The 17965-nt window shown below is 66.5% G+C and carries 16 protein-coding genes; 5 read left to right on the top strand and 11 right to left on the bottom strand.

Going from position 1 to position 17965, the window contains the following annotated elements; all coding sequences use genetic code 11:
• Positions 1–5: 5 nt before the first annotated feature.
• The 8 genes from U5A57_RS01020 to U5A57_RS01055 form a co-directional block, all read right to left on the bottom strand.
• Complete coding sequence (locus tag U5A57_RS01020; RefSeq protein ID WP_321907397.1) at positions 6–503, bottom strand: (2Fe-2S)-binding protein; 498 nt, start codon at positions 501–503, stop codon at positions 6–8.
• A gap of 436 nt (positions 504–939) precedes the next feature.
• On the bottom strand, positions 940–2358 hold the full coding sequence (locus U5A57_RS01025; protein ID WP_321907399.1) for an amino acid permease: 1419 nt from the start codon (positions 2356–2358) through the stop codon (positions 940–942).
• A 300-nt stretch (positions 2359–2658) separates the two neighbouring features.
• A complete protein-coding gene (gene rqpR / locus U5A57_RS01030) occupies positions 2659–3315 on the bottom strand; it encodes a response regulator transcription factor RqpR (protein WP_321907401.1) in 657 nt (218 codons plus the stop codon).
• Entirely contained in the window at positions 3312–4277 is a 966-nt protein-coding gene (locus U5A57_RS01035) for a sensor histidine kinase (protein ID WP_321907403.1), read from the bottom strand. The genes rqpR and U5A57_RS01035 overlap by 4 nt, the downstream gene beginning before the upstream one ends.
• A 417-nt stretch (positions 4278–4694) precedes the next feature.
• Positions 4695–5465, bottom strand: coding sequence for a ferredoxin--NADP reductase (locus U5A57_RS01040; RefSeq protein WP_321907404.1), 771 nt, complete (start codon positions 5463–5465; stop codon positions 4695–4697).
• Positions 5466–6125: 660 nt separating this feature from the next.
• Positions 6126–6770: a LysE family translocator gene (locus U5A57_RS01045; RefSeq protein ID WP_158756696.1), complete on the bottom strand. Its 645-nt coding sequence runs from the start codon at positions 6768–6770 to the stop codon at positions 6126–6128.
• Between the two features lie 132 nt (positions 6771–6902).
• On the bottom strand, positions 6903–7703 hold the full coding sequence (locus U5A57_RS01050; RefSeq protein WP_321907407.1) for an endonuclease/exonuclease/phosphatase family protein: 801 nt from the start codon (positions 7701–7703) through the stop codon (positions 6903–6905).
• 94 nt (positions 7704–7797) lie between these two features.
• A complete protein-coding gene (locus U5A57_RS01055; protein ID WP_415765063.1) occupies positions 7798–8385 on the bottom strand; it encodes a hypothetical protein in 588 nt (195 codons plus the stop codon).
• Between the two features lie 392 nt (positions 8386–8777).
• Here U5A57_RS01055 and U5A57_RS01060 point away from each other — a divergent pair, with 392 nt between their 5' ends.
• The 3 genes from U5A57_RS01060 (at position 8778) to U5A57_RS01070 (ending at position 10906) form a co-directional block, all read left to right on the top strand.
• On the top strand, positions 8778–9095 hold the full coding sequence (locus U5A57_RS01060) for a DUF4148 domain-containing protein (protein WP_321907410.1): 318 nt from the start codon (positions 8778–8780) through the stop codon (positions 9093–9095).
• Between the two features lie 189 nt (positions 9096–9284).
• Positions 9285–10391, top strand: a complete 1107-nt coding sequence (locus tag U5A57_RS01065) for an NAD(P)/FAD-dependent oxidoreductase (RefSeq protein ID WP_321907411.1) — start codon at positions 9285–9287, stop codon at positions 10389–10391.
• A gap of 203 nt (positions 10392–10594) precedes the next feature.
• Entirely contained in the window at positions 10595–10906 is a 312-nt protein-coding gene (locus tag U5A57_RS01070; RefSeq protein WP_028203157.1) for a high-potential iron-sulfur protein, read from the top strand.
• 70 nt (positions 10907–10976) lie between these two features.
• On the opposite strand, the gene U5A57_RS01075 is transcribed toward U5A57_RS01070, so the two are convergent.
• Both U5A57_RS01075 and U5A57_RS01080 read right to left on the bottom strand, forming a co-directional pair.
• Positions 10977–12491 (bottom strand): amidase, encoded by a 1515-nt coding sequence (locus tag U5A57_RS01075; RefSeq protein WP_321907412.1) that lies wholly within the window; start codon positions 12489–12491, stop codon positions 10977–10979.
• A 182-nt stretch (positions 12492–12673) separates the two neighbouring features.
• Positions 12674–13372 carry a dienelactone hydrolase family protein gene (locus U5A57_RS01080; RefSeq protein WP_321907414.1) on the bottom strand — a complete coding sequence of 233 codons (699 nt, stop codon included), beginning with the start codon at positions 13370–13372 and terminating at the stop codon, positions 12674–12676.
• Between the two features lie 266 nt (positions 13373–13638).
• Here U5A57_RS01080 and U5A57_RS01085 point away from each other — a divergent pair, with 266 nt between their 5' ends.
• Together U5A57_RS01085 and U5A57_RS01090 are read left to right on the top strand one after the other, a co-directional pair.
• Positions 13639–14805 (top strand): nitronate monooxygenase, encoded by a 1167-nt coding sequence (locus tag U5A57_RS01085; RefSeq protein ID WP_321907415.1) that lies wholly within the window; start codon positions 13639–13641, stop codon positions 14803–14805.
• A gap of 569 nt (positions 14806–15374) precedes the next feature.
• Positions 15375–16520 carry a branched-chain amino acid ABC transporter substrate-binding protein gene (locus U5A57_RS01090; RefSeq protein ID WP_321907416.1) on the top strand — a complete coding sequence of 382 codons (1146 nt, stop codon included), beginning with the start codon at positions 15375–15377 and terminating at the stop codon, positions 16518–16520.
• A 115-nt stretch (positions 16521–16635) separates the two neighbouring features.
• On the opposite strand, the gene U5A57_RS01095 is transcribed toward U5A57_RS01090, so the two are convergent.
• The gene (locus U5A57_RS01095) at positions 16636–17856 is read right to left on the bottom strand and encodes an MFS transporter (protein WP_321907417.1); all 1221 of its coding nucleotides are present in this window, start codon (positions 17854–17856) and stop codon (positions 16636–16638) included.
• Between the last annotated feature and the right edge of the window lie 109 nt (positions 17857–17965).

A 17965-nucleotide genomic window follows, 5' to 3' on the forward strand; every position in this document is an offset into this window, starting at 1 on the left:
CCGAGTCACGCCGTCGTGGCGGCAGCGGTTGCGCCCGCGCGCATTTCCTGCGCGCCCGCGACCACGGCCTTCACGATGTTGTGATAGCCCGTACAGCGGCAGAAGTTGCCGTCGAGACCTTCGCGCACGTCCGCTTCGGTGAGGTCGGGCTTGTCGGCGGCGAGCGCGGTCGCGCACATCACCATGCCAGGCGTGCAGAAACCGCATTGCAGGCCGTGGCATTCGCGGAACGCGGCCTGCATCGGATGCAGCGTGCCGTTTTTCGCGAGGCCTTCGATCGTCGTCACTTCCATGCCGTCGCACTGCACGGCGAGCTGGTTGCACGACTTGATCGCGCGGCCGTTCAGGTGGACAGTGCAGGCCCCGCATTGCGCCGTGTCGCAGCCGACGTGCGTGCCGGTGAGACGCTGCTGTTCGCGCAGGAACTGGACGAGGAGCGTGTGGGGTTCGACCTCGGCGGTCACGGGCGCGCCGTTGACCGTGAGGCTAATACTGATCGTCATTGATTGTCTCCAATGTCGACCGGAGCCGGTGCTGCGCGTGACTCCGGTCCCATACCATGTGATGGGATAGAGACCTGCCTGGGCCCGCTTTTTTACACTGAATCGACCGCCATAACCGCCCGCAATCGAACTTGCCCGTCTCACGCATTGCGCCTCATTGCGCGCGCAACGCATGCCGCCGCGCAAAACGCGCGAGGCGATTCGGGCGAGTGGAACAAGTGCGGGTGGAGCGGAATCGGGGTCCGGCTGGTGCCTTGCTGTTCAGTGAAGCCTGGGGGTGACGCCCGGACAGTAAAGCACACTTTGCTGAATTCCGCTGCGCGGGGTTTTACCCTCCAGAATGCTTGCGAAGCGCGTAAAAAAACGGCCCGCCTCGATAACTCGGGGCGGGCCGTTTGCGTTGCAGTGCAGCGATTAAAGCAGGATCACGCGCTGATCAATCGTGATGCACCGACTCGTGCGGTGCGTGCGCGAGGCGCGAATGCCGGCGCGAATAGCCGAAGTAGACGATCAGGCCGAAGCCGGTCCAGACGAGGAACGCAACCCACGTGAGCGGCTGGAGGTTGATCATGAGAAAGAGGCATGAGGCCACCGCGAGAATCGGCACCACGGGCACGCCCGGGCAGCGGAACGCGCGTGGCAGGTGCGGGTGGGTCTTGCGCAGCACGAGCACGGCGATCGACACCATCGAGAACGCGGCGAGCGTGCCGATGTTGATGAGCTCGGCCAGCACGTTCAGCGGTACGAGCGCGCCGATCAAACCGAAGAAAATGCCCACGAGCCAGGTCGTGAAGAACGGTGTGGCGAAGCGCGGGTGCACCTTCGACAGTTTGGCGGGCAAGAGGCCGTCGCGCGACATCGCGTAGATGATGCGGGTCTGGCCGTAGCTCATCACGAGGATCACGGTGAGCATGCCGAGCACGGCGCCGAGATCGATGAAGCCCGCAACCCAGTTTTCACCCACCACCTGCAGCGCGAACGAGACCGGGTGGCCAACATGGGCGAAGCGCGGCGACGGCACGATGCCGGTCACGACCGCCGCCACGGCGACGTACAGCACCGCGCACACGGCGAGCGAGGCGATGATGCCGATAGGCAGATCGCGCTTGGGGTTCTTCACCTCCTCGGCGGCGGAAGACACCGAGTCGAAGCCGATGAACGCGAAGAACATCACGGCCGCCGCGCCGAACACGCCGCGCCAGCCGTTGGGCATGAACGGATGCCAGTTCGCGGGGGTGACGTGGAACACGCCCACGGCGATCACGAGCAGCACCACGGTCACCTTGATCGCCACCATGATGTTGTTGATGCGGGTGGATTCGCGCACGCCCACGGAGAGGAGCGCCGTGATCGCCATCATCACGAGGAAGGCGGGCAGGTTGAAGAGCGTGTGCACGCCGGGCACGGCGCCGGGTGCGGCCGTGAGCGCCGCGGGCAGCGTGAGGCCGAAGCCGGAGAGCAGCGACTGCAGGTAGCCCGACCAGCCCACCGAGACCGCCGAAGTGGCGAGCCCGTACTCGAGCATCAGGTCCCAGCCGATCACCCACGCGGCCAGCTCGCCGAGCGTGGCGTACGAGTAGGTGTAGATCGAGCCGGCCACGGGAATGGTCGAGGCGAATTCGGCATAGGCGAGCGCGGCGAAGCAGCAGGCCACCGCCGCGAACAGGAACGAGAGCATGAGGGCCGGGCCGGCCTGCACGGCGCCCGTGCCGGTCAGCACGAAAATGCCGGTGCCGATGATCGCGCCGATGCCGAGAAAGGTGAGGTCGAGCGCGCCGAGTGCTTTTTTCAGGCCGGCGCCCTTGGCGCTCGCCTGCAGCATGTGTTCGACGTTCTTCTTGCGAAAGAGGGACATTTGGCGGGGAACTCCACGTAAAACGCGCGAAGGCGAGGAACCGGCGCGGTGGGTCGACCCACCCCCGCCTTCGCCGGCTTCGCGTGCCGGATGTCTGGGGGAAACCCTAAATTTTAGCGGATGTACTGTGGGAGACCGGTTGAGCAGGGTCGCAAACGTACGTTTTGCGCGGACGATTCCGCCGCAAACCGGGACGCGCGAGCGCGATCCTTGCCGGGAGCCGCGCAAACGGCGAATTTCATTTCCGGATCAACGGGTTGTGGCGAGAAGGCAGCCTTGATGCCGCCATGTCGGCTGGGATCAGGCGCTGACGGTAGGCGAGAGGTCGACGAGCCGGTTGCTCATCACGTAGAAGGTCAGCTCGGCGTTGTTGGTGAGCTTCATTTTTTCGAGCAGGCGCGTGCGGTAGACGCTCACCGTCTTCACCGAAAGCGAGAGCGCGTGCGCGATGTCGGTGAGACGTTTGCCCGAGGCGAGCATGCACAGCGTCTGGTATTCGCGGTCGGAGAGCTTCTCGTGCGGCAGTTGTTCGCCGTCCACCAGCACGTAGTCGGCGAGTGCTTCGGCCATGGCCGGGCTCACGTACTTGCGGCCCGCGGCGACCTGCTGGATCGCCCCGATCATCTGCGCGGCGTCCACCGTCTTCGAGAGATAGCCCGCTGCACCCGCCTTGAGCGCGCGCACCGCGTATTGATCCTCGCGATACATCGAGAACATCAGCACCGGCACGCGCGGCGCCTTTTTCTTGGCGCGCTTGAGCACCTCCACGCCGTTCATGTCCGGCAGCGAGATGTCGAGCAGGACCACGTCGCACACATGCTTCGCGATCGCGGCGAGCGCTTCGGCGCCCGTTTGCGCCTCGATGACCTCGGTGGCGATGCCGCGGTCGAGCAGCAGCTGGCGAACGCCCTGGCGCACGACGGCATGGTCGTCGACGAGCAGGATGCGATGGGTCATGAGCGGGCGCCTTCTTTCATAAGGAGGGGCGAGGCGGAATGGGAGACGGCAAGCAGCGCGTCCCAGGCAAAGCGCGCGCGCACGGTCGTGCCGCGCTGGGGGGCTGCGTGCTGTGCGCCGTCGTGAACCGCGCGCGCGAGGCCGCCCTTGACGGCGCGCAGCGAGCCGCCGAAGGCGGCGCAGCGCTCGCGCATGCCGGCGAGGCCGTAGTGACCCGAGCGCGCGTCGCGCTTTTCGGTGCTGCCGTCGTTCTGACCGTACGCCGGGTTGCGGCGCGTGCGGCCGGCGCTGCGCACGAGGCCGATGCCGTCGTCGGCGACGGTGAGCGTGAGGTGGCGCGCGGTGCTTTCGAGCCGCACCTCGGCGCACGTGGCCTGCGCGTGGCGCGCCACGTTGGCGAGCGCTTCCTGGGCGACCCGGAACACGGCGAGCGCGGCCTCGGCAGGCAGACGTGCGAGGCGCGCGTCGTCGCTGGCGTTGGCCACGCGGGCGGCGAGGCCCGTGCGCGCGGCGAAGCCTCGCACCCAGCCCGAGAGCGCGGGAGCAAGGCCCGCATCGAGTTGCGGCGCGTGCAGGCCGTCTAGCACGTGGCGCATCGCGCCAGTCGCGGCTTCGAGCGAGCGGGCCACGAGCGCGAGCGCCTCGGCGCATTGCGGCGGGGCGTTGGCGGGCAGCCAGGTGTGAACGTTGGCGAGCGCGAAGTGCGTGGCGGCGAGCTCCGCGCCAACGCTGTCATGCAGGTCGCGCGCGAGACGGTGGCGCGCGGCTTCGTCGGCGTGAATGGATTGGGCGGCGCTGCGGTGGGACAGCGTCCTGTCGAGGTCTTCGAGCGCGGCCACCGTGGCCGCTTCGTCGGCGGCGGACCACGCGAGGAAAGCGAAAACGTCGACGCCATGAGCGGCGCGCGGCGCATCGCCGGCAGGCGTGCGCGCGTTCGGCGCGGCATATCTCGACGTTTCCATCCATCCCCCGTTCAGGAACCGGTTCCTGCTGTCAGACATCCGTCGGTATTGGACTCTCCGGCGTGACGGCAAACAGCACGGCGCAGCGTAACGAAATTTACAACCAGTAACAACCTGGCTCTGCCCCTGGACACGGTGCAGTGTATCCAATGTTGCGCTGCGATAATATCTTAAAAATAAAAAAACTTCAGGCTGGACAAGGGTTAGCGACAAAACCTCAGGTGTAGCATGAGGTCGCAGGTCTTTGTCATGTAGGAAAAATACTGACAGGAAAGGTATCGTATTTGTGTGACAACTGTAACTGCCTTTTCGGCAAATCCCCGACAAAATAAGGGGCCAAATTAAAGCGCGCGGGCGAAAAAAAACCGGAGCGCAAGGCTCCGGTTTTTCGAGTCGCGGGCGACGAGGGCGCGGCGCTCAGCCGACGAACGCCTTTTCCACCACGTAGTGACCCGGCTCGTTGTTGCTGCCTTCCTTGAGGCCGGCCTGTTCGAGCAGCTCGACGGTGTCGCGCAGCATGTGCGTGCTGCCGCAGAGCATGATGCGGTCGCGCTCCGGCGAGAACGGCGGCAGGTCGAGGTCTTCGAACAGCTTCTTCGTGTCGATCAGCTCGGTGATACGACCGCGGTTGTCGAACACTTCGCGCGTGACGGTCGGGTAATACACGAGCTTCTCGCGCACGATCTCGCCGAGGTATTCGTGCTCGCGCAGCTCTTGGGTGATGAAGTCCTTGTACGCGAGTTCGTCGACGAAACGGCAGGTGTGCGTGAGCACGATCTTGTCGAAGCGGTCGTAGATGTCCGGGTCCTTGATGATCGACATGAAGGGCGCGAGGCCCGTGCCAGTCGAGAGCATCCACAGCACCTTGCCGGGCAGCAGGTTGTCGGCCACCAGCGTGCCGACGGGCTTCTTGCCGATCAGAACCTTGTCGCCGACCTTCAGATGCTGCAGGCGCGACGTGAGCGGGCCGTCCGGCACCTTGATGCTCAGGAACTCGAGATGCTCTTCATAGTTCGCGCTCGCGAGCGAGTACGCGCGCATCAGCGGCTTGCCGTCCACTTCGAGGCCGACCATCGTGAACTGGCCGTTGTCGAACCGCAGGGCCTGGTCGCGCGTGCAGGTGAAGCTGAAAAGCGTGTCGGTCCAGTGATGGACGCTCAGAACGGTTTCTTCGGTGAATTTGCTCATGGTTCCTGAAGTGCGAAACAAGCGCCGCCTGACTGCGGCGATCCTGCCGGCCTGCTGTCCAGTACAGCGTAGTCTTTGACGATATGCCCGGGACCCGGATGCGCGAGTCCCTGTTGTGTTGCCAGTTCGCTTCGCTGCGAACGAAGCGCAATCCGCTATTTTACCGCGCTCGAGCCGCGAAGACCTGCGTGATCCCGCTCGATCCCGCTTGTCGATCCGCCTGAACCGGGTTGGGTTCCCCAAGCGCTGCAAGGGAGGGTGGCTCGCTGCGGCACTGTGTGCTGGCTCCCGCACGCGGGCGCACCACGTATCGGCGCGCATCGGCGGGGTCTGCTGGCGACGGCAAAAGGTGGCGGCGGGGTCAGCCGCGCGCTCACGCGGGCCCGCGCTGCATCTTGCCAAGACCCGCGAGAGCGGGTTTGTGCCGCTGGCAACGCGCGCCAGATCCCGATCAGGCGACCGGCGCGTGCGAATTTTCGGCTAGATGATACCGGAAGCTCTGACAGCCCGCAGCATTGACCCTGTTGGCGGGGCAGTTTCGGCGCCACTTTTAGGCGCCGATGCGTGCGTAATGGCGCCATTTTCGACGCTGCAGCAGTGGTGCGGCAGTGCGCCGCGGCGCGCGAAATGCATGAGGCGCGCGAGACCTGTGACCGCGCCCTAGCGGTCGGCCGCGAGCTTCACGCCGAGCCCGATCAGCGCAGCGCCGCAAAACGCGTCGATGGGACGGCGAAGGCGGCGGTAGCCGCGCTGGGTGCGGTCGTCGGCGAACAGGAAGGCGAGGCTGCAATGCCAGCCGAACGACATCGTGGCGACCGTGGCGAGCGCGACACCGTAGAACCACAGCGGCGGGTGCGCCGGAAACACGGCCGCGAACACGCTGGTCCAGAACACGCACGACTTGGGGTTCGTGAGGCAGGTAATGAGTCCGGCGCGCCAGGTGCGCAGCCAGGCGCGCCGGTCGGCAGGCGGCGGCGGTGCGACGACGGCTTGCGCCGCGGCGGCCAGTTCGCGCCGCACGCCCGAGCGCAGCAGCTTGAGCCCGAACCAGACGAGATAGAGCGCGCCCGCCACGCGCACGCCGTTGTAGAGCCAGCCAATGTGCTGCAGCACGGCCGCGAAGCCGAGCATGGCGAGCGCCGCCCAAAGTGTGGAGCCCACCCCCACGCCCGCGGCCGACGCTACGCCGAGGCCCCGGCGGCCGGCGAGCGAAAGCTGCGTGACCATGAAGAAGTTCGGGCCTGGGCTGATGAGCGCAAACAGATAGACGACAACGATCTGCAGCAGCGTGGCGAGGTAATGCATCTGAGGACACCTGACGAAACGCGCGGCGCGCGCGACCCGACATCTTAGCGTGGGCTCGCGCGGGCCGCTGGCCGCGATCGGGTGAGTGTCGCGCGGATGCTTCGGCTGGGCGGCGCGCCCAGGTTCAGCGCGTCAGTCTTCGAGGCGCAGGCGCGCCATGTACGGCAGGTGGTCGGAGAGCCAGGCGGTTTCCTGCGCGGGCTGGATCAGTTCGACGGGCTTCAGGCCCCGCACGAACATCTTGTCGAGCGCAAGCGCCGGGGAGAACGCCGGGAAGGTGCGCGCCGGTTCGCCAAGCAGCGTCGCGACTTCCTGCAGGCCATGCTCGGCAAACAGCGGCACGGAGTCGTTGCGCCAGTCATTGAAGTCGCCCGCCAGCACGAGCGGCCCCTGCGGCGCCTCCTTCACGATCCAGTGCGCGATCCAGTTCATCTGCCGCAGCCGCGCACTGCGCGTAAGCGCAAGATGCGCGCACAGCAGCGTGACGGACTGTCCGGCGACGTTTGCGCGCGCAACGAGCAGCCCGCGCCGCTCGAAGCGGTGCGCGGAGATGTCCCAGCGTCCGCCCAGATCGAGCGGATGCGGCGAGAGGATCGCATTGCCGTGCCGCCACGACGGCTTGAACACGTTGGGCCCGAGGGCGATCTGCAATTCGAGCGCGGTGGCGATTTCGGTGGCCTGGCAGTGCCAGACGTCGTCGAGCGGGTCGCCCAGCTGCGCGCCGAAGGCGGAGGCCAGCACCGGCTGCGGCAGGCGGCGCGCCATCGCTTCCTGCAGAAACCAGGCGTCGGCGTGGGTGGACTGCACCCAGCGCCGCATGGCCTCCCAGGCCTCGAAGCCCAGCGGCGAGCGGCCCTTGTGCAGATTCCAGCTCACGGCGACGAAGTCTTTGCTCTGCGAGGTGTCGATGAGCGGTTGTTCGGGATTTCGCATGCGTTTTTTCTAACGGATTGGGTCACGCCGGGTCGTGCTTAGCCTCTGCGCGTTCTCACTGTGCGGTATCACTGCGCGGTATCACTGCGCGGTATCACTGCGCGGACGCGGACGGCGGCGCCAGCGTTGCGCGCACCCGGTACGCAAGCGAGGGGTTCTGGTCGACGATCTGCCAGCTCACCCATTGCCCGTCCGGCACGATCAGTCCCGGATGGCTCGCATTCACCTGGCGCGGCTGCGGCGGCAGCCGGCAGCCTTCGGGCGTGCTCGGCGCGGCGTCGGTTTCGAGCGTTTCCTGCGCGTCGATCGACAGGATGACCTGGTTCGCGCGCACCTGCAGCGGCGAAACGGTGATCGTGCGCGACAGATCGATACTGCCTGCCGGCTGGTCCTTGCAGCCCACGCTGTGCGAGACGACCTTGTGATGCGTGTCGGTGTGCGCCTGGCCGATCGAGGTCGTGGCATTGAACGCGTCGATTTGCTGGCCGTCGCGCATGACTTGTAGTTCCCACTGGACTGCGCCCTGCGTGACAGGTGCGGTTGCTGGCGCCGCAGCAGACGCAGCGGAGGCGGTTTGCGGCGGGGGCGGCGGCGGTGAGGCCGTCGGGGCTTGCGCCGGCGCGCACGCGCTCGTTCCCGCGAGGGCGGCGAACAGCGTCACGGCAAGGCGATGTTTCCACAACTTCATAGGACTAGCTCCGTGCACGGCGCCGCGCGAAGCGACAGTGTCGGCAACGCTACGGTGGGGCGGATACGTTCTGACCATCGATCCTATACCGGGTTCGCAAACGCCGGACCGCAGCGGTTCATCGAAACATGGGGACGCGGCGGGCACGCTTCAACCGTGGCGCGTCGAGCGATTAGTTAATGAAGCGCAACAACCATAAGTGATATGGGGTGATTCGTCACAAATTGTTGTCGGGGCTGCAACGCAGACTTGTTCCTTATCGGGATGGTTTTTCGATAGCTCGTGTTTACACTGGCTTCGACGTGTCCAACACGTTGTTCGGAATCCGCCGGTTGGCCAGCATCTGTTGCAAAGCTTGCCGGGCATCGCTTCGAAGGAACCTCGCCATGAAGACGTCCGTTACGCTTGCTGCCCTGCTGGTCAGCGCCGCCACCGTCCTTGCCGCCGCGCCCGCATTCGCGAGCGGCGAGTCGGCGCCTGCAGCGGTTCAATCGCTGTCCGTCGCGGCCGTCGCCACGAACACCGCCCCGAAGACGCGCGCCGAAGTGAAGGCCGAACTGGCCAGCGCCCGTGCTCACGGCGGCGAACTGAGTCTGGACCCGAATTCCCCGGCGTATCCGCAGCAATATGCGATGGGCGGTTATACCGCGCCGCGCGAGCAGGTCGCGGCGGGCTTCTTCCACGTTCGCGGCGCCGCCAACTGACGCTCCAGCTGCCGCGTTCTTTGTTCCCTTCCGCTCTTTCCAGGCGAGAGTCTGGCGTAGCCTCGCCGCCGGGCAGCGTACAATTTTTGTCATACGGCGGCGCGATTTTTGCGCCGCTGGCCCCATGGCAGAGAGGATCGCGACGCAGCCGGCCAGTCTGCCGGCGCGGCGAAGGCGGGACGCAGGGACATGGACCAGATCGAATGCGTGGTGATCGGCGCGGGCGTGGTCGGCCTCGCCGTAGCGCGTGCGCTTGCCGCGCGCGGGCGCGAGGTGATCGTGCTCGAAGCCGCCGAGGCTATCGGCACCAGCACCAGCTCGCGCAATAGCGAGGTCATTCACGCCGGGCTCTACTACCCGCGCGGCTCGCTCAAGGCAACGCTCTGCGTGCGCGGGCGCGAAATGCTCTACGAGTACTGCGCGTCGCGCAACGTCGCGCATGCGCGCTGCGGCAAGCTGCTCGTCGCCACGGCGGCGAACCAGATTCCGCAACTCGAGGCGATCCGCGCGCGCGGCAAGGAAAACGGCGTGTTCGACCTCACGCGCATCAGCGGGAGCGAGGCGCTTGCGCTCGAACCGGCGCTCGAATGCGTGGCCGCCGTGTACTCGCCGCAAACCGGCATCGTCGACAGTCATCAGCTCATGCTCGCGCTGCAAGGCGACGCCGAGCGCGACGGCGCCATGATCGCGCTAAAGTCGCCCGTCGAGTCGATCGATGCGCTCGGCGGCGGGTTCACCGTGAGGACGGGCGGCGACGCGCCGATCGACATCCGCGCCGCCTGCGTGGTCAACAGCGCGGGCCTTTACGCCACGAAGCTCGCCAAGCGCATCCGCGGGCTCGACGCGCGCCACGTGCCGCCGTTCTATCTGGCGCGCGGCAATTACTTCAGCGTTTCGGGGCGCGTGCCGTTCACGCGCCTCATCTACCCGATGCCCAACGACGCCGGCCTCGGCGTGCATCTCACGCTCGACCTGGGCGGCCAGGCGCGCTTTGGCCCCGACGTCGAATGGATCGATGCGATCGATTACGACGTCGATCCGCGCCGCGCCGATTCTTTCTACGCGCAGATCCGCACCTACTGGCCCGCGCTCCCCGACGGCGCGCTGCAGCCGGCCTACGCGGGCATCCGCCCGAAACTCTCCGGCCCGGGCGAAGCCCCCGCCGACTTCATGATCCAGGGGGCGGCGTCGCATGGCGTGCGCGGGCTCGTGAACCTGTTCGGCATCGAGTCGCCGGGGCTCACGGCGTCGCTCGCGATCGCGCAGCGCGTGTGCGAGATGGCTTCGTTCGATTGATCGGTGGGCGCATTGCCGCCCCAAACGGCATCATGCCGCTGACTTATCTCCGGCATTGCAGCGCCACCGGGGCTTGCTTCGTTGTTAAGCTTCTTCGCGACGCCGCCACCAGAGCGGCTCAGAGGCATGCGCGGCGTGCGCCACACGAAAGTCGCCGCGCGAAAACCCAGCGAATGAATCGCCACAATACTGGAGTGAGTCACATGAAATCGTCCCGCCGCAGCTTTCTGATTACGAGCATCGGCGTCGCTTCGACGCTCGCGCTTTCGCGCCAGGCCTTCGCCGACGCGCCCAAGGCTGCCGAATCCGATCCCACCTCCCAGGCGCTCGGCTACAAGCTTGACGCGACCAAGGTCGACAAGGCGAAGTTCGCGAAGTACGCCGCCGGCCAGGACTGCAGCAACTGCACGTTCTACCAGGGCAAGGCCACCGACGCGTTCGCGCCGTGCCCGATGTTCGGCGGCAAGCAGGTCGCGGGCAAGGGCTGGTGCAGCGCCTACAACAAGAAGGCGTGATGAAACGGCGCGGGCGGCGCAGCGCGTAGACCCCACACGCCTGACTGCCCGCGCGTCGTCCGTAAGCGCGCTAGAGTCGCGCCTGCAGCAACGGCGGCCGGCGGTTGAACCACGGCCGCGCCGCCTCCAGTTGCGCAGCGAGGCGCAGCAACAAGGCGTCGTTGCCCTCGCGGGCGGCGAACTGAACGCCAATCGGCAGCCCGCGAGCGTTCCACGCGAGCGGCACCGACATCGACGGCTGGCCCGTCAGATTGAACAGCTCCGTGCACCCCGCCCACGCGAACGCCTTGTTCGAGGCTTCGGTCAGCAGCTTTCTCATCAGTACTTCCATCGGCATGGCCGTGACCGCGCGCATCTGGATGCGCTCGCTCTGGCTCGGCTTCAGTTCGCCGATCTTCACCGGCGGCGCGGCGAGCGTCGGGCACAGCAGCACGTCGTAGCGCTTCATCAGGTCGGCGAGCTGCGCCGTGATGCGCTGCTGCACGTCGAGTGCCGCGGGCAGCTCGCGCTCGCCGAGCTTCTGGCCGACGTGCGCCATGGCCCACGTCGAGATCTCGAACTCGCGGCGGCGCGGCTTCGTGCCCGTGATGTCGTCCGCGTGCAGCACGTACTGTTCGGCCACCACCGACCACAGCATGAGGAACGCCTCGCGTGCCTCCGCGTAATTCACGGGCAGCGAATACGGCTCCACGCGATGGCCGAGCGAGGTGAGCAGGGCGGCGGCATCGTCGAGCGCGCCGCGCACTTCGGGCGAGAGCGTGTCCGCGAACATCGGCTCGGTCAGCAGCGCGACGGCGAGCGGCTTCGAGCCGTCTAGCGGCGTGCGCGCGGCGTCGAGGAAGGTGCCGGGCGCACCGGCGGGCAGCGCGGGGTCGCCGGCGATCAAATCGAGCATGAGCGCGCTGTCACGCACGCTGCGCGAAACCGCGAGATCGACGCCGAGCGCACCGGGCGGCGGCGGCACGTCGGACGCCGGCTGGAACGCGCGCGAGGGTTTGAAGCCGAAGAGCCCGCAGCACGACGCCGGGATGCGGATCGACCCGCCGCCGTCGGACGCGTGCGCGAGCGGCACGATGCCCGCCGCGACCGAAGCGGCCGCGCCGCCGCTCGAGCCGCCGGGCGTGTGATCGAGGTTCCACGGGTTGCGGCACGGGCCGAACAGCTCGGGCTCGGTGTACGGCATCTGCCCGAGTTCGGAGGCGCTCGTCTTGCCGAAGATGTTCAGGCCCGCAGCGCGAAATCGCGCGACCACGGGCGCATCGGCGGTAGGGATGTAGTGGCGGTAGTGGCGGCTGCCGAGCGTCATGCGCAGCCCGGCCACCGCCGCGCCGAGGTCCTTCACGAGAAACGGTACGCCTGCGAGCGGGCCTTCGGTTAGCGCGTTCACGCCGTTGCCGGACGCCTCGATGCGCAGCGCACGCTCGCGCGCCGCCTCGTAGTCCTTCAGGACGATGGCGTTGATTGCGGGATTGGTGGCTTCCGCGCGGGAGATGGCGGTGTCGAGCAGTTCGCGCGCGCTCACTTCGCGGCGGCGCACGAGATCGGCGAGGCCGATGGCGTCGTATTCCAGATAGTCGGACTGCAAGGCGCGCACTCCTCGTCGTCGGGTTGGGGCTGGGTTTGCTCGAAACGGGCAGCGTACGCAAGGAGTGTAAGCGGGCGGCGCGTTCGCCGGGTGTGTCGTTGCGCGCGCATCGACGCATCAACGCGCGCGCATGACGGCAGACGGGCGGCGGCAAGACGGCCGCCGCCCGCGAGACAACGGTATTACAGATGCTCGGCGAGGAAGCTCAGCGTGCGGCCGTGCGCGAGCGCCGAAGCATGCTGGTTGTACGACGCGCGCACCGAGCAGTTGAAGCCGTGATCGGCGTTCGGGTACAGGTGGAATTCGGCGTTCGGACGGCCCGCGAAACGCTCCTTCACCTGGCCCACCGCCGAGAGCGGAATGCCGTGATCGAGTTCGGCGTAGTGGAAGAGGATCGGCTTGGTGACCTTGTCGGCGAGGTCGAGCTGATTCTGGATGCCGCCGCCGTAGTAGGACACCGCTGCATCCACCGAGCCGCTCGCGGCCGCGAGATAGGCGAGACGCCCGCCGAAGCAGTAGCCGATCGCCGCGACCTTGCCCGTGCACTCGGGCAGCGCGCGCAGCGTGGCCGCCGTCGCGGCGATGTCCTCGACCACGAGATTGACGTCCGTCTTCTGCATCAGCGCGATGCCGCGGTCGCGGTCCGCGCCCACGTATTCGAGCTCGACGCGCGGGGCCGCACGCCAGAACACGTCGGGGGCGATCGCCACGTAGCCGTCGAGCGCGTATTGCTCGACGACGTCGCGGATGTGCCCGTTCACGCCGAAGATTTCCTGCAGGATGACGATGCCCGGGCCCTTGCCGCCCTTGGGCAGCGCGAGATACGCGCCGAAGCTGTCATTGCCGGCGGGAATGTCGATCCATCTGGTCGAAACGCTCATGTTGTTTCTCCGTCTTCATTAAGGAGTCGTGCAACGCGCCGCGGTGGGCTGGCCGTGTGCAGGCAGCGGGTCAGCGCGCCGCCCGCGGCGCATCGCGAAATCGGGGAGCCAGTTTGCCATAGGCCCTTGACCCTCTGCAGCGCAGGTCAATCTCGCAAGCGGATCGTAATGATCTCGATTATTCATTTTTCGGGCAGGCGGGGTTTGGCTAGAGTCGGGAGCGATTTGCATCGTCACGCCTCATTCAGCCAGACAAGGATCGCGTCATGAATTCTGTTCCCGCGTTGCGCACGTCGCCCGACTTTTCCACCCCGTTCAGCCGCCGGTTCGGTTTGCGCCTGCCGCTCGTGCAAGGGCCGATGGCGGGCGGTCCGACCACGCCGGCGCTCGTCGCGGCGGTTTCGAACGCGGGGGGACTCGGCTTTCTCGCTGGGGCTGCGCTTGCGCCCGAGAAGATCGTGAGCGAAGTCGCCGCGATTCGCTCGCTCACGGACAAGCCCTTCGGCGTGAATCTCTTCGTGCTCGAGCCGGCGAATCCCGACGACGCCACCGTGCGCCGCGCACTCGAAGCCATCGATCCGGTGGCCGCGCACCTTGGCCTGCCGCCAGGCGAGGCGCTCGCACGCTACGCGCCGGACTTTCGCGCGCAGCTCGAAACGGTGATCGAGCTGCGCGTGCCGGTCGTGAGCTTTACGTTCGGCCTCTTGCCAGCAGCCGACGTCGCGCGCCTGCACGCGGCGGGCAGCTACGTGATGGGCACGGCGACGCACGTGGCCGAAGGCCTCGCGTGGCGCGACGCGGGCGCGGATGCCATCGTCGCGCAAGGCGCCGAAGCGGGCGGCCATCGCGGCACGTTCATCGGCGAGGCGCCGCACGCGCTCGTGGGCACGATGGCGCTCGTGCCGCAGCTTGTGGATGCGGTGGATGCCGCCGGCCTGCCCGTGCTGGCGGCGGGCGGAATCATGGACGGGCGCGGCATCGTCGCGGCGCTCGCGCTGGGTGCGCAAGGCGTGCAGATGGGCACCGCGTTTCTTGGCAGTGCGCAAAGCGCGATTCCCGCCGACTGGAAGGCGCGGCTGCGTGCATCGACGGATACGGCGACCTCGGTTACGCGCGCGATCACCGGGCGCCACGCGCGCGGCATTCGCAACGCACTCATGCAGCAACTCGAAGCGAAGCCCGAGACGGTCGCGCCGTACCCCGTGCAGAACGCGCTCACGCAACCGTTGCGGCAGCACGCGGCGCGCGCTAACGACGGCGATTATCTTTCGCTGTGGTCGGGCCAGGGCGCACCGCTCTCTCGCGCGCGCGAGGACGGTCTCGGCGCAGGCCAGATCGTCGAAGCGCTCGACGCCGAATGGCGCGCGGTGCTCGGCAAACTCAGCGGCGAAATCAGTGGCGAAATCAGCGGCAAACCCAGTCACGAATCGTGAGGCACGTAGCCGCATGAGATGGGCGCGGGCAACGCATCGGCATCCGAAATTAATCGAATACTTACTTGAACCGGCACGCGTCAAAAACGCGTGCCCGGCAGCAATACAACTCGCAAACGTTATCGCGAATGCGAGGGATTTTCATATCGTCGTAATGCGTCCTGGTGTATTCCCGGAACGCGTGCGCTAACACACCAATAACTCCCGTCAAATAATCTCAAAAATGATTCGCGCCGCGCGCCTCAGGGAATCTCCCAATAATTGGATCCAAAGTCGGGATGCCTTATTACATAAGCCTTGCGGTCGATTGATCAGGGTTTCGAACTGTTGTTGCAGGACGCATATTGGTACTCGCACCAATATCTGAAAAAAGTCCCCCAAATTAATTTGATCACCTACACTTGCGCGCAAGTATGGATGGGCGGCCCGCCATGAACGGGTCATTCGACATACTGGCCAGGTGCATCAAGGATGCATCCTGCGTGGTCGTCCGCACGGGGAGCGACACGTTCGGGGCGCGGGAGCACTGGGCGATTACGTAGCTTTTGGGTTCGAAACTGGAGACTTACATGAATATCAAGCTTCACAAGCTGTTGCCGATCAGCGCGGCGGCCATGCTGGCAGCGTCGTTCGCAACGGTGTCGAGCGCCGACGAAACGATCAAGATTGGTCACGTCGCGCCGCTTACGGGCGGTATTGCGCACCTCGGTAAAGACAACGAAAACGGCGCACGTCTCGCAGTCGAAGAGATCAACGCGAAGGGCCTCACGATCAACGGTCAGAAGATCACGCTCGTGCTCGACGCACAGGACGACGCAGCTGACCCGCGCACGGCTACCCAGGTTGCGCAGAAGCTCGTCGACGACAAGGTCGTTGCCGTTGTCGGCCACTTGAACTCGGGCACGTCGATCCCGGCATCGAAGATCTACAGCGATGCGGGCATCGTGCAGATCTCGCCGTCGGCCACGAACCCGGCCTACACGCAACAAGGCTTCAAGACGACCTATCGTGTCGTGGCGACCGACGCCCAGCAAGGCCCGGCGCTCGCGAACTACGCGGCGAAGAACCTGAAGGTCAAGACCGTTGCCGTGGTCGACGACTCGACGGCTTATGGCCAGGGTCTCGCGAACGAATTCGAGAAGACCGCCAAGGCGCTCGGCATGAACGTGGTGTCGCATGACGCGACCAACGACAAGGCCGTCGACTTCCGCGCCATTCTGACGAAGATCAAGGGCGAAAACCCCGACGCGATCATGTACGGCGGCATGGACGCCACCGGCGGCCCGTTCGCGAAGCAAGCCAAGCAGCTTGGCCTGCGCGCGAAGGTGCTCGCGGGTGACGGCGTCTGTACCGACAAGCTGGCCGACCTGGCCGGCGACGCGACCGACAACATCGTGTGTTCGGAAGCCGGCATGGCGCTCGAAAAGATGCCGGGCGGCAAGGAATTCGAAGCCAAGTTCGAGAAGCGCTTCGGCCAGCCGATCCAGATCTACGCACCGTTCACGTATGACGCCGTGTACATCATCGTCGACGCGATGAAGCGTGCGAACTCGACCGATCCGGCCAAGATCCTCGCCGCCATGCCGACGACGGATTACAAGGGCGTGATTGGCGAGACGACCTTCGACTCGAAGGGCGACCTCAAGCACGGCGTGATCTCGCTGTACAACTACAAGTCGGGCAAGAAGTCGCTGCTCGACGTCGTGAAGATGTAAGTCGCGTTTCGCGATTTCGCTCACGCGATTGGAAAAGCCCGCGGGTTTCGGCCCGTGGGCTTTTTTTCGTCCGGAGTTTCGCGTGACGCTTGAGTCGATGCGCTGCGTTGCGCTTTTAGATCCCCAGCCGCCGCAACACCTTCGGCCCCGCAAACGCCACGAGCGCCGCGCACAACGCGACGACGGCGAGCCCGACCGTGAGATTGGTCACCTGCGTAATGCCGCCGATCACCACCGGCCCGAACAGCAAGCCGAAATACGCGATGCCCGCCACGTGCGCGAGCCCTTCGGCTGCGTGGATGCCTTTCACGCGCGCGGCGGCCGCGAACAGCACCGGCATCATGTTGGCGAGGCCGAGGCCCATGAGCGTGAAGCCCGTGAGCGCCGTGAACGAGAACGGCAGCAGCAGCGCGCCGATCATGCCCGCGCATGCCAGCGAGGCGCTCGCCATCACGAGCTGCGGCGCGCCAAAGCGTGCGCGCACGGCGTCGCCGGCGAAGCGCGCCGCGGCCATGCCGCCCGAGAATGCCGCGTAAGCTGCGCTGGCGAGGGCAGGCGTTGCGAGCACGACGTCGCGCATATAGACCGTGGCCCAGTCATACATCGCGCCTTCGGCGATCAGCGCGATGAGCGCGATGGCGCCAAGCGCCCACAGCGCGGGCGTGCGCCAGCGGTTGCCGGTTTTCGCGTGCTCGCCGTGCGTGGTGTGCGGCACATGCGGCAGGACGGCCGGGCACGAGACAAAGAGCACGAGCGCCGCAAGCGCCGACGCCAGAAAGAGGTGCAGCGCCGGCGCCATGCCGTGCGCGAGCAGCGCGCCGCCAATCGCCGCGCCCGCCATGCCGCCCAGGCTGAACATGCCGTGCAGCCCCGACATGATCGGCTTGCCGACGGCTTCTTCCACGGCACTCGCTTCGGCGTTCATGGCGACGTCGAGCGTGGCCATGCCCACGCCGAAAAACGCGAGCACGACGATCAGCATCCAGTAGTACGGAACCACCAGGATCAGCGCGCCGCACACGGACATCGTGAGGCCGCCTGCGAGGCACGCGCGTCGCGAACCCACGCGCGCGATCCAGCCGCCGATGGTCGTCATCGCCGCGATCGAGCCGCCTGCCACCGCGAAAAGCGCGTAGGAAAGCAGCGCCGCGCTCAAATGGAACTTGTCGCGCACGGTCGGCACGTGCACGCCCCACGACGCGTACATCATGCCGGCGATGAAAAAGAGCGCCATGGTCGCGATGCGCGCACGATGACGCGTGGCGGCGGGCAGCGCCCGATGGTGGGCGGCGGGACTCGCCACGGAGATGGCGGGATCGGTCGTTCGGTCGGACACGGGAATTCCGGGCAGAAGGAAGAGAGGAGACCAGGAAGGCGTCTGAAAGCAAACGATGATTCTAACGAAGGTGCGACTCGGCTGTCGGAGCGCGTTTGCCGAGGCAACT

Origin of the sequence: Paraburkholderia sp. J11-2 (genome assembly GCF_905220185.1) — a bacterium.
Taxonomy (GTDB): Bacteria; Pseudomonadota; Gammaproteobacteria; order Burkholderiales; family Burkholderiaceae; genus Paraburkholderia.

What these genes read in the sequence shown, in the direction of transcription:
- U5A57_RS01020 (WP_321907397.1), bottom strand. Translation starts at nt 503, where the DNA reads ATGACGATCAGTATTAGCCTCACGGTCAACGGCGCGCCCGTGACCGCC.
- U5A57_RS01025 (WP_321907399.1), bottom strand. Translation starts at nt 2,358, where the DNA reads ATGTCCCTCTTTCGCAAGAAGAACGTCGAACACATGCTGCAGGCGAGC.
- rqpR (WP_321907401.1), bottom strand. Translation starts at nt 3,315, where the DNA reads ATGACCCATCGCATCCTGCTCGTCGACGACCATGCCGTCGTGCGCCAG.
- U5A57_RS01035 (WP_321907403.1), bottom strand. Translation starts at nt 4,277, where the DNA reads ATGGAAACGTCGAGATATGCCGCGCCGAACGCGCGCACGCCTGCCGGC.
- U5A57_RS01040 (WP_321907404.1), bottom strand. Translation starts at nt 5,465, where the DNA reads ATGAGCAAATTCACCGAAGAAACCGTTCTGAGCGTCCATCACTGGACC.
- U5A57_RS01045 (WP_158756696.1), bottom strand. Translation starts at nt 6,770, where the DNA reads ATGCATTACCTCGCCACGCTGCTGCAGATCGTTGTCGTCTATCTGTTT.
- U5A57_RS01050 (WP_321907407.1), bottom strand. Translation starts at nt 7,703, where the DNA reads ATGCGAAATCCCGAACAACCGCTCATCGACACCTCGCAGAGCAAAGAC.
- U5A57_RS01060 (WP_321907410.1), top strand. Translation starts at nt 8,778, where the DNA reads ATGAAGACGTCCGTTACGCTTGCTGCCCTGCTGGTCAGCGCCGCCACC.
- U5A57_RS01065 (WP_321907411.1), top strand. Translation starts at nt 9,285, where the DNA reads ATGGACCAGATCGAATGCGTGGTGATCGGCGCGGGCGTGGTCGGCCTC.
- U5A57_RS01070 (WP_028203157.1), top strand. Translation starts at nt 10,595, where the DNA reads ATGAAATCGTCCCGCCGCAGCTTTCTGATTACGAGCATCGGCGTCGCT.
- U5A57_RS01080 (WP_321907414.1), bottom strand. Translation starts at nt 13,372, where the DNA reads ATGAGCGTTTCGACCAGATGGATCGACATTCCCGCCGGCAATGACAGC.
- U5A57_RS01085 (WP_321907415.1), top strand. Translation starts at nt 13,639, where the DNA reads ATGAATTCTGTTCCCGCGTTGCGCACGTCGCCCGACTTTTCCACCCCG.
- U5A57_RS01090 (WP_321907416.1), top strand. Translation starts at nt 15,375, where the DNA reads ATGAATATCAAGCTTCACAAGCTGTTGCCGATCAGCGCGGCGGCCATG.